This window comes from Hyphomicrobium sp. (genome assembly GCF_047600905.1).
Lineage (GTDB): Bacteria > Pseudomonadota > Alphaproteobacteria > Rhizobiales > Hyphomicrobiaceae > Hyphomicrobium_B.
In genome coordinates, this window is sequence record NZ_JASGKD010000001.1 from 1,434,419 (window position 1) to 1,450,468 (window position 16,050).

Here is a 16,050-nt window from a genome sequence, read left to right on the forward strand (position 1 = left end):
TTTATGACTTACGCAGACGTTTGCGGGGCGATAGCATGTCGCTTTGCGCGACTGTTCCCGACTGGCAATCGCCGGATCTCGAAGTATTTTCATTTTTTCTGAAATTTTGCTGGATCTTGCGGATGCCGATGCCGACTTTACAGACCGGATTGCCGCCGGGCCCGAAGGGTTCGCTGATCGGCGGCAATCTCGCGCAAGTCGGTGCGCGCCGAGTCGATTTCTTTCTAGAGGTTGCGCGAACGTATGGTCCTATTGCGAGTTTTCGGATCGGGCGCTGGCGGCTTTTCCTGGTTAGCGATCCTGAGCTGATACAGCAGGTTCTTGTCACCGACGCGCGGTCCTACATCAAGCATTTCGGCGCCAGGACCTTCAAGCCCGTGCTGGGCAACGGCCTTGTAACGAGCGAGGGAGATTTCTGGCTGGCGCAGCGCCGACTGCTGCAACCGGCTTTCCTGAAAGCGAAAGTCGTTTCGTATGCGCCGATCATGGCAGAACTCACGGAAGCGATGCTGGCAAAATGGCCGGAGGGACAATCCGTCGATGTCGCGTTTGAATTCAGCGCGCTGACGAGCGCCATCGCTCTGAAGACGCTTTTTGGCCTCGACGACCACGGCGACCGCGTGCAGATCGATCAAAGTCTGCGGCTCACCTTCGAGCTTTTGACGCGGCGGCTGGATGCCCTTTTTCAATTGCCGCTTTGGCTTCCGACGCCAGCCAACATTCGCCTCAATCGGGCAATCGCCAACGTCAATGCCGTGATCGACAGCTTCATTGCGCAGAAGAAGGCCGAGCCACCCGGAAACGATCTGCTGTCGACGATGATCGCCGCCCAGCACGAAGACGGCGGACGCATGAGCGCCCGTCAACTGCGCGACGAAGCGATGACGCTTTATCTTGCCGGTCACGAGACGACTGCGCTGACGTTGACGTGGAGTTGGTATCTCCTCTCTCAGAACCCGGACGCCGAGGCCAAACTTTGCGAGGAATGGAAGCGCGTGCTCGGCGGTCGCGCGGCGCGGGCGGAAGACCTCGGCTCTCTGCCCTATACGTCGGCGGTCATAAACGAGGCGATGCGGCTTTATCCTCCCGTCTATGTGATCGGACGGGAGGCCGCTGCCGATCTCGAACTTGGCGGCTATCGCGTGAAGAAGGGCTACACCGTTCTGATGAGCCAGTGGGTCAATCATCGCGATCCGAAGTATTTCCCGGAGCCTGAGCGCTTCCTGCCCGAGAGGTGGCTCGGCGGCCTTGCAGGACGGCTGCCGAAGTTTGCCTATTATCCGTTCGGTGGTGGGCAGCGGCTTTGCATCGGCGTGCATTTCGCGCTGATGGAAGCGGCAATCGTGCTCGCGACAGTAGGGCAGAAGTTCCGGTTCACGGTCGACCCGGGCGCGATAATCGACATCATGCCGCAAATCACTCTGCCGCCGAAGTACGGCATGCCGACAACTCTGATGCGGCGGTGAGCGCAGTCACGATGGTGCCGCGGCAAGCTCCGGCTTGGGACGCCGCCAGAATGCGAAACCGCGCTTCTGCGCGGGCTCTCCGACCGTTGCAATCGACGTAATGAGATCCGCTGCCCCGCGCACGACGCGCCGATTGTTCCAGTAACCCGTGTGCGCCTTGAACGCGACAGCGGGCTGTGAGAGATGACCAATAACGCGAAGGAAAGCACCTTCGGAAGCAACCTCGATGTCTTGCAGCAACGGCTCGCCGGCATAGGCGTCGTTGAGCGGCTTCAATGGATAGCCGAGCAGATCGTTGCGACTGTAGTAGTTGAGCCAGCGAGCCCGCGCCCTCATGCCGGCGTCGAGATGTTTGCCCGGAAACGCCGGATGTTCGTCCGGGGCGCGCGAGGTCGTGATCGGCATGATGCGGCTCGGCCCGAACGTAAAGGTGAAGAGCGGCATGTTCGAGCCCATCATCACCAGTCCTGCCAACGTGTCGAGGCGGCGAAACGGCGAGCCGTTCTTCAGGTAATCGGCGAAATCGCGAACTTCACTGCCCTCCTGTGCGAGGCGTGCCGCGTCCCAGTTCTTGATGGTATTCACATCCCAGATGAACGACGAGATGATGTGGCAGCCGAGGGAATGGCCAATGAAAATCAGCGGACGCTCGGGAAGGCCGTCGCCATCGAGCGTTTCGAGAACGGCGCGAACATCGGCCTGAATTTCGTAGTAGCAGGAATTGCGGACGCTCTTGGTTTTCTGATACGCGGCGGCATCGCCGAGGCCTTGGACGACGAGACTACGATACGGCGTGACCGGAAAGAGGTTCTTTTGCCCAACCGCATCGAGATATTCCTTCTGGCGCTGGCGAACGCGCTCCGCCCAGAACACCGAGCGGAAGGTGACAAGATCGCGAATGCGTTTCGGCAGGCGCGCTTCGATCGCGGCCTGCATCCCGACGTGATAGCCCGGCGCGAAGGTATGAATGCCATGGACGAAAACGATTGCGACTGGTTGCGCCATGCTCCCTCCCCGAGAAGATTCGCGCTGATCACGTCGATCGCTGCCCGCTATCGCGGATGCTTACGGCGTTTGCATGGCGGATCACGGGCGTTGGCCCTGATCGCGGGCTGAAACAGATAGCATCATCGCGGCCGGTCGCGTGTCCGACGCAATCTCCACGTATTGGGATGTTTTTCCGCTTCTCAGAGAAGGAAATTTCGATGGCCGAAGCGACGATTGAAAACGTGTCGGATACCGCATTCTGGGTCGCGCATTATCGCGGCGTCGAAACGCGGCGGCCCGATGCCCTATTTCGCGATCCTCTCGCCGCGGTGCTTGCGGGTGATCACGGACGACGCATCGCGGAGTCGATGCCACGGCCGTTCATAACCTCGTGGGTGATCGCGGTTCGCACACGGATCATCGACGAACTGATCCAAAACGCAGTCGCGCAAGGCGTCGATACCGTGCTCAATCTCGGCTCCGGTCTCGATACGCGACCGTATCGCATGGACCTGCCTGCATCGTTCAATTGGATCGAAGCCGACTATCCAGAGATGATCGGCTATAAGGAGCGTCACCTCACGCACGAAACGCCGCGCTTCAAATTGAGGCGAGTCACAGCGGACCTTGCCGACCCCGCGCAACGCCGCGACGTGCTGCAAAGCGCGAACGCGCAGGCTTCTAAAATGCTGGTCCTGACCGAAGGGCTCGTTCCCTATCTCAGCAACGACGACGTGGGCGCGCTGGCCGGTGAATTGCACGCGCTTCCGCGCGCGGCCTATTGGATCGTCGATTATTTTTCACCTGAGCTGCTGAAGTATCGCGAGCGCATGTTGGCGGGGCGCACGAAGAACGCGCCTTTCAAATTCGACCCCGGCGACTGGTTCAGGTTTTTCGAGCAGCACGGCTGGCGCTCGCGTGACGTCCGCTATCTGTCCCCGGAAAGCGCGCGGCTCGGCCGGCGGATCGAGCTGCCCATGCTCGGCCGATTGGCGATCGCGGCGCGCTGGCTCTTGAGTTCCCAGGAAAGGCGTATCGGTTCTCAAAAATCGGCGGGTTATGTGCTGCTGGAGCCCGTTCGAAAGCATTGAGCGCACCTTCTACTGGCAGGTGGCGGGGGAGAAGGCGCGGCCGTTTCGGCCCCGAACCACCCCCGCCTCTACAGGCCGCCGGTAAACCGAAACCCCGACATTTTTGCCTTGCCGCGGAAAATTAGTACACCGGACGGAGTCCGGCGTGCAAAGGTGCTTGGCCGCGCTTTCGCCCGGCGGTAGCCTAACGTGCAAGTCAAAACTTTTGTGTCGGTCCCTCGCGCTGTCATGCCCGTCATTCTATCCATTATCGGCCAGAAAGGCGGCGTCGGAAAAAGCACGCTGGCACGGGCCATCGCCGTTGTTGCAGCGCAGGGCGAGCTGCGCGTCAAACTGCTCGATCTCGATATCGGGCAGCAGACCTCGGTGCGTTGGTCGACGACCCGCGCGACAAGTCGAAGTCTGAGCAAAATCGACGCCCAGGCATTTTCGTCAGTCGCCGACGGGCTGAAGCAAATCGGGGACGTCGATCTCGTTGTCATCGATACGCCGGGCCACCTGTCGCCCGAGACATTCGAAGTTGCCCGCGCGTCCGATCTCATCGTCCTTCCGACAGGCACCAGCTCCGACGACCTGCACCCGACGACGCTTCTCCTTTACGAGTTGGAGAATACCGGTATCGCACGGGATCGGCTGTGCGTGGCGCTGTGCCGGATTCTCGATGCGAAAGAGGAACGCTGGGCGCGGCACTATCTCGAGACAACCGGATACAAGCCGCTCGGAGGCTCACTGCCCGAACGGCTCGGCTATCGTCGCGCGCACAATCGCGGCAAATCGGTCATCGAGACGGGGGAAGCCCCGCTCAACGAACGAGCCAACGAACTGATGGCGAGCGTACTCAGAAAAATCCTGCAGCACGTGCGGGCTGCCAATGGGGTGTATTCGGCGCACTGACTAAGCGTGTGCGCATCGGGGAGCCGCGATGATAACTGTCTACGGTTACGTGCCAGCATGGGGAATCGCGGACATCAGCCCCTACGTCACAAAGGTCATCGCCTATATGACCTTTACCAGCATTCCATTTGCGCACAAATCGCAGGATCTGGGGCGGATCGATATCGATGCGCCTTACGGCAAGCTGCCATACATCATCGACGAAGACGGTTCGAAGGTGGCAGATTCGAACGCCATCATTGCCTATCTCAAGAAAAAGTACGGCGATCCACTCGACGGCGATCTTTCGCGTTCCGAGGCAGCGACGGCGTTGGCGTGGAACCGGCTGATCGAGGAGCACCTCTATTGGAGCGGCGTCATCGAGCCACGATGGCGTTCGGATACGGGTTGGGAGACGTACATCCCCTATATCGTCCAAGGCGCAGACGTGACACCGGAGCTTCGCGCCGTGCTCGATGCGTTTCGCGTTCGCATTCTTTCCGGGTTTTCAGGGCAAGGCATGGGACGGCGCCCATGCGAGGTCGTGTTCGATTGTTTTCGTTCGGATATCGATGCGGTTGCCGACTATCTCGGCGACAAACCGTATTTCATGGGCGACCGGCTGCGCTCGATCGATGCATCGGTCTATGCCATGCTGCGCCATCTCATAGACCAGCCGCATCAATGGCCCGGCACCGGATATGTTGCGGGCAAACGAAATCTCGCAGCTTATGTCGATCGTATTCGACAAGAGCATAATATCTGACGCGACGTCCTGCGAACGCAACGCCGCCGTTCATGCCCGAACCATTCATCTTCCTTACAAATGGGACAAACGCATTCGCGCGTTGAAACCATCCTGTCTTGAACCGGTTTTGGGAAGCACCCCAAGGTAAAAGAGAGGACCGATCCATGAAGCTTGTGACAACGGCTGCGCTAGTGGCGTCAGGAATGCTGGCGTTGACCGCAACGGCGGCGTCGGCTGCGATCGTCTGCAACGCGGACGGCGACTGCTGGCACGTGAGGGAGCATTACAAATACGAGCCAGGGCTCAATCTGCGCGTTTATCCCGATAGCTGGAAGTGGAGCAAAAACGACCACTATCGCTGGCGTGAGCATCAAGGCCGCGGCTATTGGCGCGGCGGCGTTTGGGTCAAACTTTAAGTCGCTGCGGGCGGCGGTTTTACGCTGCCGCCCGCGTTAATCTCAAAGCGGAATGTTGTCGTGTTTCTTCCAGGGGTTTTCGAGCGTCTTGTTGCGCAGCATGTTGAGGGCACGGCACAGGCGCTTGCGCGTCGCTGAGGGCGTGATGACTTCATCGATGTAGCCGCGCTCGGCGGCGACGAACGGATTGGCAAAGCGCTTTTTATATTCGTCGATGCGCGCCTGAATCTTGATCGGGTCCGATAGCTCGGAGCGATAAAGAATTTCCGCTGCGCCTTTCGCGCCCATGACCGCGATTTCAGCGGTCGGCCACGCATAGTTGACGTCACCGCGAATGTGCTTGGAACTCATCACGTCGTACGCGCCGCCGTAGGCCTTGCGGGTAATGACCGTTACCTTCGGCACGGTGGCTTCGGCATAAGCGAACAGCAATTTTGCGCCGTGCTTGATGAGACCGCCGTATTCCTGTGCCGTACCCGGCAGGAAGCCCGGAACGTCGACAAAGGTCACGAGCGGAATTTCGAAGCAATCGCAGAAGCGCACGAAGCGCGCGGCCTTACGGGACGCATCGCTGTCCAGCACGCCGGCAAGCACGGTCGGCTGGTTGGCGATGATGCCGACGGTTGCGCCTTCCATGCGGGCAAAGCCGGTAACGATGTTCTTGGCGAAGGTATCCTGAATTTCGAAGAAGTCAGCCTCGTCGACGACCTTCAGGATCAGCTCTTTGATGTCGTAGGGCTTGTTGGGATTGTCCGGGATGAGCGTATCGAGCGAATGATCGATGCGCTCCGGGCTGTCGTGCGTCGGAATGATCGGCACACCGGCCTGGTTGCTTGAAGGCAGGAAATCCATCAGACGGCGCATCTGCAGAAGCGCCTCGAGATCGTTCTCGTATGCCTTGTCGGCAATCGACGATTTGGTCGTGTGGACCTTGGCGCCGCCAAGCTCTTCCGCCGTCACTGTTTCGTTGGTCACGGTCTTCACGACGTCGGGACCGGTGACGAACATGTAGCTCGTATCCTTCACCATGAAGATGAAGTCGGTCATCGCAGGCGAATAGACGTCGCCGCCGGCGCAGGGCCCCATGATGACCGAGATCTGCGGGATGACGCCCGACGCCAGCACGTTGCGCTGGAAGACTTCGCCGTAACCACCGAGCGCGTCGACACCTTCCTGGATGCGGGCGCCGCCGGCGTCGAACAGACCGATGATCGGCGCGCGGTTCTTCAGCGCCATATCCTGGATCTTGGTGATCTTCTTGGCGTGGGTTTCCGATAGCGAGCCGCCCATAACCGTGAAGTCTTTGGCGAAAACGTAGACGACGCGACCGTTGATGGTGCCCCAGCCGGTGACGACGCCGTCGCCCGGGACCTTGGTCTTTTCCATGCCGAAGTCGGTGCAGCGATGCTCGACGTACATGTCGAATTCTTCGAACGAGCCGTCATCCATCAAAAGCTCGATGCGTTCGCGCGCCGTCAGCTTTCCCTTGGAATGCTGGGAGTCGATGCGAGCCTGTCCGCCGCCGAGGCGGGCATTATCTCTGCGCTTCTCGAGCTCGTCGATGATGTCTTTCATGGAACCCCTTGGCTGGCCCGGACGAAATATGCCGAGAGGGCTCTCTAGCATGGCTCTAATGCAGCGCAAACGATGAGTTGTCGCGAGCCCTAGCGGCCGCCCAGAACGGCGCCGGAAGCCTTGAAATCAGGCGGATTTGGCAGTCGGCTGAGCCGCGTCGGCCGCAAACCGAGCGATCAGCTCGGCGGCCTTAACCTCGACGAAGCCCGCCCCCCGGATCGGCTCGATCATCACGGGGTGTTTTTCGGCTGCCGCCCACGACAGCGTCGGCCCGAGGAAATTGGTAATCGGGTCGGCGATGATGCGCTTGCCGGAGATCTTCTTCATGTGGGCTTCGGCATCGGGCTTTGCCGCAAAGACATGAAGCCGGTCAGCAGAGCGCGGCTTCTGCGTGCCCGGCGTCAGCATCGGACCTTCGGCGTTGCCGATAAGGTAAACTTCACCCCTCTCGCGGGCGGCGGCGGCATAGAGAGGGATCATCTCGGTCTTTAGGCGGATCAAGAGGTCGCGCGGATCGATCTCGGCTTCGATCGGATCGGAGACCCAGTCGGTGCCGACGAAGCCCTTTGCCGTCGCGATGCCGGGCAGGATGTCGGTTGAAAAGACCTCCAGCGAGATTTCCTGCAGTTCGCGATTGCCGGTGAGCGCCTCGGCCCAGCGCCCCGCTTCGATCGGGCTCGACCAGAAAAGCTGGACAGTCCGGCCCGGCACTTTCTGCGAAGGGACGGACGCGTTCTCTTCGTCCGCAAGCGTCAGCACGCGCCCTTCGGCGGCCGCGCGGCGCACGAACCGGTCACGTTGCGCTAGCTCAGGAATGCGCGGCGCGTTGAGCATCGATCATCGATCCCGAATCACGTTTGCAAGTGTTCTTGAAAGGTGACTTGAGGACAAGCCGGTCGAAGGCATGATCAAACAGTATTTATTCGGCCCGTGGCAGCATCCGGGGCGCCTTGACTTGCTGCACCAACGGTGAACGCCGGTAACAATCATGCCGCGCACGCAATAACGCTGGAATTTTGTTGCGCGGCGGCGGCCTTGATTTGATCGGGCCGACCCCATACCATTGCGTATCTCGAATAACCTGGAGTGGCTTGGACGCACATCCGCCGGCCGCGAACGTCGTGACCGAAGCTTTTATCGTCCTGGCACTTGTTCTTCTCAACGGCCTTTTTGCGCTGTCGGAGCTGGCGGTGGTATCCGCCCGGCGTCCGCGCCTAAAGGCCATGGCTGCGTCCGGCCGCCGTGGTGCGAACAGCGCGCTGGCGCTTTCCGCACAACCCGGGCGCTTCCTCTCAGCCGTGCAAATCGGCATAACGCTGATCGGTACGATCAATGGCGCCTATTCGGGCGAGACGTTCGGTGAAGACGCCGCCGCTTCGCTGCGTGCTCTCGGTTTGAGCGAAAGTCTGGCCGATGCGGTCGGGTTCGGCGCGGTGGTGGCGATCATCACGTATCTTTCGGTGATCATTGGCGAGTTGGTGCCGAAGACGCTGGCGCTGCGGAACGCCGAAGCGATTGCGTGCGTTGTCGCGCCGATCATGACGGGCTTCGCTAAGATCGCGGCTCCGATCGTATGGCTGCTCGATACCTCGACCAGCTTAGTCTTCCGTGTGCTCGGGCTTTCGCGGGAAAGCGAGAGCAAGGTGACGGACGAGGAAATAAAAACCGTCATCGCCGAGGCGGAAACCGCGGGCGTGCTGGAAAGCGGCGAAGGCGAGCTGATTTCCGGGGTCATGCGGCTCGCCGATCGCGCCGTCGTCGGCATCATGACGCCGCGAACAGACGTGGTGTGGATCGACATCACCGCCTCGCAAGAGGCCATCAAAGAGCGGCTGATCTCGACGCCGCATTCGCGCCTGCCAGTCGGCGAAGGCTCGACCGACAAAATGGTCGGCGTGGTGCAGACGCGCGAACTGCTGACTGCTGTGCTCAAGGGCGAGGCGTTGGACCTCAAGTCCTATATCCGCAAGGCGCCGATGATCCCGGAAACATCGGCGGCGCTCGACGTTCTGTCCGTCCTTCGCGATGCCGAAGTGCCGATGGCGCTGATCCACGATGAGTACGGGGATTTCGAAGGCCTCGTGACGCCGGCCGACATTCTCGAAGCCATCGCCGGCGTGTTCAAGTCGGACGCCGAGGGTCTTGAGCCTTATGCGATCGAGCGCGACGACGGCTCGTGGCTGTTGGGCGGCGGCATGCCAGTCGACGAGATGGCCGACAAGATCGGCATCGAGATTCCGGCCAATCGCTCGTACGAAACAGTCGCAGGTTTCGTGCTCGCGAACCTGCATCACATTCCCAAGACCGGCGAGCATGTCGACAGCAGCGGGTGGCGCTTCGAGGTTGTCGATCTCGACGGGCGACGCATCGATAAGGTGCTGGCAAGCCGCCTGGTGCCGCTCAGGCGGCTGGCGCCCTAAGCGCTCTTGCCAACCAGCGTCAAAAACCTGACGGCGGCGTCGAATTCGGCGCGGCGGCCACGGCGGCGGGCGATGGCTTCCGAATCCTCTCCCCACAGCGAAATCTGATAATCCTCGTCAACGTGCGCGGCCTTCCAGGCGACATCGGCGCTCAACCATTCGCGGGCGAGCGCCAGCGCGATCAGCGCCGAACCGGTCAATGTGGTGATGACATGAAGGCCGGTCAATCGCATCGCGTCGTGCGGTTCGAGCGCCTGCGCATAAGCTGCGAGGGCTTCATTGGGCTGAGCGATGTGAACGATGCCGAAGATGACGCGAAACTCGGCATTCAGCGTTTCATTCGCCCAGGCGACGATCGGGTCCCAGTGCTCGGACTGCAGCTCGACAAGCTTTTCCGGCGTCTCGGCGCGATAGCAAACGAGGTCGCTTCCGGCATAGGCGGTGATGTCGTCGGCGACGGCGTCGAGCGTATCGGCGACAGCGTCGATAGCCGTGTTTGCGAAGCGCGTGAGCGGCATGTGCGCGGGGTCGATGTGCTCGGCCTGCGCGCGCCATTCGTCGGCGATGGCTTCCGCGAGTGCGCGAGTTGAGACGGCGAGCGGCCGCTTCTTCGGCGTTTTGATCCGGCGACCGTCGAGCAGCACATGGAACGGCGCGCCAGCATCGCTGATGCCCACCTCTTTGTAGAAGCGTTTCGGCAGCGGCTTTGCCAGGCTATCGGTCAGCGTCTTGCCTGGACCTCCAGAGGGACGCGGTGAAGCAGCGTCGCGCTCCGATTTGCCGTTGCCGTTTTCCGCGCTCATGCCGCACTGCTTTCGAGGGCCAGAACATCGGCGATGGCCTGGGGCAAATCCTCGAAGCGTTCGACGATGACGTGCGCGCCTGCGCCTTCGAGATCGGCGACGGTGTGATAACCCCAGGCGACACCAATGGCCGCGACGCCGGCCGACCGCGCCATCGCCATGTCGTAGGAGGTATCGCCGATCATCACGGTCGCGGCGGGCGTTGCGTCGGTTTCGAGAATGGCGCGCTGAAGCATCGAGGGATGCGGCTTGGAGGGATGATCGTCGGCCGTCTGGATTGTGGCGAAACTACCGTGCCAGCCTTCGCGATCGAACAGCCGGTCGATGCCGCGTCTCGATTTGCCGGTTGCGATGCCGAGAAGATGATCATCGCGCGCTGCAAGTTGAGCGATCGTCTCCTTGGCGTTCGGGAACAGGACCTCCGAGTCGTTGGGGTCGTGCTTCAATTCGCGAAACGCCATCTTATAGCGTTCGGCCAACTCGGTGCGCGTTGCCCGATCGACGTCGGGTGCCAATACGGCGAAGACTTCGGGGAGAGAGAGACCGACGACGGATAGCGTCGCCTCTCTCGTCGGCGGTGGCATTTGAAGGGCGGTGAATGCATGCACCATCGACAAAACGATGCCGGCCTGGCTATCGACGATGGTGCCGTCGCAATCGAAAACAACGAGTTTCATGGGGGGTATTTAGCGACGCGCGCGACAGTGTGCAACGTCAGCGGCGTTCCGGCGGTATTTCCCTGATTTTGGCCAAGAATTTCGTGTGTTCGCCGACATTGACCGGCCTATGCCTGACGACCGTGCTTGCCGGGTCTTGGCCCAGATAATTGTCGCCGTTCCAGTTTACCGAGGGGCGGACCGGCCGTGGTTCAAATCCGCCACCGCAATTGGGGCAAACATTCTTGAGGACATCCTCGACGCATCGCGCACAAAACGTGCATTCGTAGGAGCAGATGCGAGCCTCGCTCGACTCGGGCGGCAGTGGGCGATTGCAGTTTTCGCACGTTGGCCGCAGTTCCAGCATCAATGCCCTCCGTTCAGGCTAAACCGATGCGCGAGCCAGAGGAGCAGAAATCCGAACAGAGGAATAAGGATATCGAGATAGAAAATCACGCCGGCATTTCCAGGCGCGAAATTGTGCGCGGTGATCATCTGATAGATGTGGCCGCCTGCGGCGCCTAAGGCAAAGAAAGCCGGTCCGACAATGGCGGCGAGACGAAGATCGAAGCTGCGGAAGGCCGCAAGAAAGCCGACCACAGAAAAACCGAGGCTCGCCGTTCCGACCTCGAACTGGAACGGACTGTCGGCCCAGCCGATGAACGCGGCCGCAGTCTTTCCGAAAATCGAGTGCATCACGAAGTTGTAGAAGAAGCAGACGCCGATCGCCCAGAACACGTGCCAGGAAATCAGCTTCTCGACGATGACCGCAGTGGTGATGGGTTTCGGTGCGCGCGCTATCGCAACGAGCGAGAACAGCAGGCCGATAACGAGGAATGTCAGGGTGAAATTCGAAAGAATGAACCTGATGAATTCTTCGATCATAGCGGCGCGCGTCTCCTATTCGAATTTGTCTTCGTCAAAACCGAGCAATTCCCAGGTGCGCCGCATGTGTTCGGGCAGCGGCGCGGTCACGTCAATTGTCTTGCCGCCCTTGGGGTGCGGAATGACGAGACGGCGCGCGTGCAGGTGAAGCTTCTTGTCGATGTTCTCGGCGGGCATGTGAACGTCGCCTTCGTATTTGTTGTCGCCGACGATCGGATGGCCGATGAGATGCATGTGCGCGCGCAGCTGATGCTGGCGCCCCGTGACGGGCTTCAGGGAAACCCAGGCTGTCTTGTGCGCGGCCCGGTCAATGACGGAATAGTGCGTGGTCGCGTGCATGGCGACGTCCTGCTCGCCGGGCTTGGCCTTGCGCACGCGATCGCCGTCGGGGCCGGAAGCCTTTACGAGCGCAGCCTCGACCTTGCCCTGCGGCGGCTTCGGGACGCCCTTGACGAGCGCCCAATAGGTCTTGGCAGCGGAACGCGTCTGAAAGGTGCGGCCAAGCTTTGCCGCCGCCTCGCGCGTTTTGGCAACAAGCAGAACGCCGGTGGTATCGCGGTCGAGACGATGGACGAGACGCGGGCGCTCGCCGCCGAAGCGATCCGCCATGCCTTCAAGCATGCCGTCGATGTGCTTCTTGGTGCCGGTGCCGCCCTGGACGGCGAGCCCGAACGGCTTGTTCAAGACAAGGACGTGATCGTCCTCGAATAGGATCATCTTCTCGATGGCATCGCGGTCGCCCTTCGAGACGCCGGGCGGAGGCTTGACGCCGGTCGGGGCATTCTTCGGCTGCCGGACGATGGCAGGTACCCGAATTTCTGCGCCGGCATTCAAACGGTCGTTCGCCTGCGCCCGCTTGGAATCGACGCGAACCTGGCCGGAGCGCAGCAGCTTCTGGAGATAAGTGTAGCCGACCTCCGGGAAATGTACGCGGAACCAGCGGTCGAGGCGCATGTCGGCTTCGCTGTGCGCGACGCGCAGGGTCTCGACCTTTGAGGGCGTGTCGGTCATCAGTACGTCCAACGTCGTGCCGCCGCGGACGATGTCGTCGGCAAGCGAGGTGTGAAAGTCATAGGAGGATTCCTTAACGGGGAGTTCCGTATAGCGCCGATAATGACGGCTAGGAAGTGCGGCGACCCACGGCCGTCACACACTGGCTCCAGAAAGATGGCCGATGGCGGCGGTTATGGCCATGGCCAGTGCTCCCCAGAACGTCACCCGCACGGTGGCGCGCCAGACATTGGCTTCGCCCGCACGCGCTCCGATCGCGCCGAGGGCTGCGAGGCTTACAAGAGATGCTCCGGTCACGAACAGGGTCTCCCGGCCGCCGGGCGAAATGAAAGCGACCAAGACGGGAATTGCGGCGCCGACCGCGAACGAGGCAGCCGACGCCATGGCCGCGGTGATCGGGCGTGCGGTCGTCAATTCGGAAATGCCAAGCTCCTCGCGGGCGTGAGCACCTAGGGCATCGCGCGCCATCAATTGCTTGGCGACTTGGCGCGCTAGCGACGGTTCGACGCCCCGCTTGATGTAGATATCCGCGAGCTCCTGAAGCTCGAAGGCCGGCTGGTCTACAAGTTCTTTGCGCTCGCGGGCAAGTTCAGCATTTTCCGCGTCGGCCTGCGAACTGACCGATACATATTCGCCAGCCGCCATCGAAAGCGCGCCCGCGACAAGGCCGGCGATACCGGCGACAAGAACTGCTTTCGATGAAGAGTTGGCTGAGGCAACGCCCGCGATCAAGCTCGCGGTGGAAACGATGCCGTCGTTGGCGCCGAGCACCGCCGCGCGGAGCCAGCCCACCCGTTCGATGATATGTCCTTCGGCCGTCGACATTGATTTACTCCCTGCGGCGGCCCTGTTTTTCGTTTTGGCCCGCTATGAGCGGGCGTGAGGTCCGCACCAACCGGGAAGATACGATGCTTCGGGGCTTTTTGCGAATTGCAGCGCCTGGGTGAGCGCGGTTTCGGCATCGTTCTTCGCGGTCTTCGCATCGACGCGAAGACGCAATGCATCGGCCCAGAGAAACTCGCTGAACGGCGTTGCGTCCTTGGCGTAGCCGCCAGCGAAACGCAACTCGCCCGCAAGGCTGCGATAGGGATCGTCCGCGAGGTCGGAGATGCTCTTCGGCAGCTCGGTGCGCGGCTGACGTTCGCCGTCGGCATCGAATGGATGCGTCCAGCCGCGATTGTCCATGAACCGCCAGAACTCTTGCTTGTCGAGAGCGCGCAGATCAGCGACCGGCGAGATGAGAACCTGCGCGACGCCCTCGTCGTGCAGAGCGCGGGCGAGATGATGGTGATCGATGACGTAGTAGCGGTTCTTCGGCCCGCGCACGACGGGGATCATATGATTGCCGAGGAAGCTGCCGGTCTTGGCGGGCGCAAGCTTCTTCCAGTCGGCGCGCTTGCGTTCGACCTCGCGCATGCCGACGGTCATCTGTGTCGGCCTCAAATCGTCAATAGCGATGGTGTGCAGAAGCGGCTGCGGCGATTGCGTGTTGGGCTCGGTGCTCTGTTGCGCCATTGGACGATCCTTCCAGGTTACAGACCCAAACTTCGAGAGCCTTCCTACTCGAAATCGATCGATCAGCGGACTTACCAAAAGTTAAACGGCGATGCGACGATTGGATGAGTGACGCGTATAGCCGAGGCGCGCAGCAAAATATCAAACGCGGGAGCTTGCCTGGCTCCCGGCCTGCGCCGGGATGACGGAAGCCTTTCTCAAAACGTAAAGATTAGGGTTATTTGCCATTTCGTTCGGCACGGAGCTTTGCCCAGTAGTCGAGGCGCTTTCTGATTTCGCGTTCGAATCCGCGTTCAGGGGGATCGTAGAACTGCGGGCGCTTCTTGAATGCGTCGGGAAAATAATTCTGGCCCGAGAACGCGTCCGGCTGGTCGTGATCGTAGAGGTAGTCGGAGCCGTAGCCCTCCTCTTCCATCAGTTTCGTCGGGGCGTTGAGGATCGTCTTCGGCGGCGACAGAGATCCATGCTCTTTCGCGGCGCGCATCGCGGCCTTGTAGGCGACGTAGTTGGCATTCGACTTCGGCGCCGTCGCAACATAGATGACGGCTTCGGCCAGCGCCAGCTCGCCTTCGGGCGAGCCTAGAAAATCAAACGCGTCCTTCGCCGCGTTGGCGATGACGAGGGCCTGGGGATCGGCGAGCCCGATGTCTTCGACGGCCATGCGCACGATCCGGCGGGCAAGAAACAAACGATCCTCGCCGCCATCGAGCATGCGACAGAAATAGTAGAGCGCGGCATCGGGATCGGAACCGCGCACGGCCTTGTGCAGCGCCGAGATGAGGTTGTAATGGCCTTCGCGCGACTTGTCGTAGAGCGGCGCGCGGCGCTGCACCAGCTTCACCAGCGCTTCGCGGTTGAGCGGCTTTGCCTTGGCGGGGACGGCGGCGAAGACATCTTCGACGAGGTTCAGGATCGAGCGGCCGTCGCCATCGGCCATGCCCTTGAGGGCACTGCGGGCATCATCATCGAGGGGCAGCGGACGGCCGACTTCCTTTTCGGCGCGCTCCAAGATCGTTTCGAGGTTTTCGTCGGTCAGACGATTGAGAACGAGAACATTGGCGCGCGACAGGAGAGCGGCGTTGAGTTCGAACGATGGGTTCTCGGTGGTGGCGCCGACAAGCGTGATCGTGCCGTCTTCCATGTAGGGCAGGAAGCTGTCCTGCTGCGAGCGATTGAAGCGATGGATTTCGTCGATGAAAAGCAGCGTGCCCTTGCCTTGCTCGCGCATGATCTTGGCACGGTCGAAGGCTTTGCGCAGTTCGGCGACGCCCGAGAAAATCGCGGAAAGCTGCTCGAACGCGAGGTTCGTTTCGCCTGCGAGCAAGCGGGCGATCGTGGTCTTGCCCGAGCCCGGCGGTCCCCAGAAGATCAGGCTCGGGACGCGGCCGCTTTTCAGCATGCGCGTCAGCGTGCCTTCGGGGCCGACGATGTGCTCCTGGCCGACGACCTCGGACAGCGTTTTCGGGCGCAAACGGTCCGCGAGCGGCCGAGGCGCGCTTTTCTCCAGTCCGGCGGCTTCGAAGAGGTTGGTCATGCGCGCCTTATATAAGGCCGCGTGGCCGCAGTCCAAAGCTCAGTCTTGGCCGGCTTCACCTCATGCCGAC

General features: G+C 61.2%; 17 protein-coding genes. 6 read left to right on the forward strand and 11 right to left on the reverse strand.

Features of this window, described 5'->3' with window-relative positions; genetic code table 11:
* The first annotated feature begins 35 nt into the window (after nt 1-35).
* Nucleotides 36-1,466, forward strand: coding sequence for a cytochrome P450 (locus QM780_RS07085; protein WP_415069775.1), 1,431 nt, complete (start codon nt 36-38; stop codon nt 1,464-1,466).
* A 6-nt stretch (nt 1,467-1,472) separates the two neighbouring features.
* Here QM780_RS07085 and QM780_RS07090 read toward each other — a convergent pair whose 3' ends face one another.
* A complete protein-coding gene (locus QM780_RS07090) occupies nt 1,473-2,471 on the reverse strand; it encodes a hypothetical protein (protein WP_415069776.1) in 999 nt (332 codons plus the stop codon).
* Nucleotides 2,472-2,671: 200 nt separating this feature from the next.
* Between QM780_RS07090 and QM780_RS07095 the strand changes: the two genes are divergently transcribed.
* From QM780_RS07095 to QM780_RS07110, 4 genes are all read left to right on the forward strand, one after another.
* Nucleotides 2,672-3,544, forward strand: coding sequence for a class I SAM-dependent methyltransferase (locus QM780_RS07095; RefSeq protein WP_415069777.1), 873 nt, complete (start codon nt 2,672-2,674; stop codon nt 3,542-3,544).
* 207 nt (nt 3,545-3,751) lie between these two features.
* Nucleotides 3,752-4,438, forward strand: a complete 687-nt coding sequence (locus QM780_RS07100; RefSeq protein WP_415069778.1) for a ParA family protein — start codon at nt 3,752-3,754, stop codon at nt 4,436-4,438.
* A 28-nt stretch (nt 4,439-4,466) separates the two neighbouring features.
* A complete protein-coding gene (locus tag QM780_RS07105; protein WP_415069779.1) occupies nt 4,467-5,183 on the forward strand; it encodes a glutathione S-transferase C-terminal domain-containing protein in 717 nt (238 codons plus the stop codon).
* Nucleotides 5,184-5,329: 146 nt separating this feature from the next.
* Nucleotides 5,330-5,581 (forward strand): hypothetical protein, encoded by a 252-nt coding sequence (locus QM780_RS07110; protein ID WP_415069780.1) that lies wholly within the window; start codon nt 5,330-5,332, stop codon nt 5,579-5,581.
* Nucleotides 5,582-5,623: 42 nt separating this feature from the next.
* On the opposite strand, the gene QM780_RS07115 is transcribed toward QM780_RS07110, so the two are convergent.
* Together QM780_RS07115 and QM780_RS07120 are read right to left on the reverse strand one after the other, a co-directional pair.
* Entirely contained in the window at nt 5,624-7,156 is a 1,533-nt protein-coding gene (locus tag QM780_RS07115; RefSeq protein ID WP_415069781.1) for an acyl-CoA carboxylase subunit beta, read from the reverse strand.
* 126 nt (nt 7,157-7,282) lie between these two features.
* Entirely contained in the window at nt 7,283-7,990 is a 708-nt protein-coding gene (locus QM780_RS07120; RefSeq protein ID WP_415069782.1) for a DUF2750 domain-containing protein, read from the reverse strand.
* Between the two features lie 287 nt (nt 7,991-8,277).
* On the opposite strand from QM780_RS07120, the gene QM780_RS07125 reads away from it, so the two are divergent.
* The gene (locus QM780_RS07125; protein WP_415069783.1) at nt 8,278-9,576 is read left to right on the forward strand and encodes a hemolysin family protein; all 1,299 of its coding nucleotides are present in this window, start codon (nt 8,278-8,280) and stop codon (nt 9,574-9,576) included.
* Here the strand turns inward: QM780_RS07125 and QM780_RS07130 are convergent.
* From QM780_RS07130 to QM780_RS07165, 8 genes are all read right to left on the reverse strand, one after another.
* Nucleotides 9,573-10,379: an ATP12 family chaperone protein gene (locus QM780_RS07130; RefSeq protein ID WP_415069784.1), complete on the reverse strand. Its 807-nt coding sequence runs from the start codon at nt 10,377-10,379 to the stop codon at nt 9,573-9,575. The genes QM780_RS07125 and QM780_RS07130 overlap by 4 nt on opposite strands.
* The gene (locus tag QM780_RS07135; RefSeq protein ID WP_415069785.1) at nt 10,376-11,056 is read right to left on the reverse strand and encodes an HAD-IA family hydrolase; all 681 of its coding nucleotides are present in this window, start codon (nt 11,054-11,056) and stop codon (nt 10,376-10,378) included. Before QM780_RS07135 ends, QM780_RS07130 begins: the two co-directional genes overlap by 4 nt.
* Nucleotides 11,057-11,093: 37 nt before the next feature.
* Nucleotides 11,094-11,402 carry a DUF1272 domain-containing protein gene (locus QM780_RS07140; protein WP_415069786.1) on the reverse strand — a complete coding sequence of 103 codons (309 nt, stop codon included), beginning with the start codon at nt 11,400-11,402 and terminating at the stop codon, nt 11,094-11,096.
* The gene (locus tag QM780_RS07145) at nt 11,402-11,920 is read right to left on the reverse strand and encodes a DUF6790 family protein (protein WP_415069787.1); all 519 of its coding nucleotides are present in this window, start codon (nt 11,918-11,920) and stop codon (nt 11,402-11,404) included. Before QM780_RS07145 ends, QM780_RS07140 begins: the two co-directional genes overlap by 1 nt.
* Before the next feature lie 15 nt (nt 11,921-11,935).
* The gene (locus QM780_RS07150; RefSeq protein ID WP_415069788.1) at nt 11,936-12,931 is read right to left on the reverse strand and encodes an RluA family pseudouridine synthase; all 996 of its coding nucleotides are present in this window, start codon (nt 12,929-12,931) and stop codon (nt 11,936-11,938) included.
* Nucleotides 12,932-13,066: 135 nt separating this feature from the next.
* Nucleotides 13,067-13,756: a VIT family protein gene (locus QM780_RS07155; RefSeq protein ID WP_415069789.1), complete on the reverse strand. Its 690-nt coding sequence runs from the start codon at nt 13,754-13,756 to the stop codon at nt 13,067-13,069.
* Between the two features lie 42 nt (nt 13,757-13,798).
* Entirely contained in the window at nt 13,799-14,446 is a 648-nt protein-coding gene (locus tag QM780_RS07160; RefSeq protein WP_415069790.1) for a ParB-like protein, read from the reverse strand.
* Between the two features lie 217 nt (nt 14,447-14,663).
* Nucleotides 14,664-15,980: a replication-associated recombination protein A gene (locus tag QM780_RS07165; RefSeq protein ID WP_415069791.1), complete on the reverse strand. Its 1,317-nt coding sequence runs from the start codon at nt 15,978-15,980 to the stop codon at nt 14,664-14,666.
* Nucleotides 15,981-16,050 lie beyond the last annotated feature (70 nt).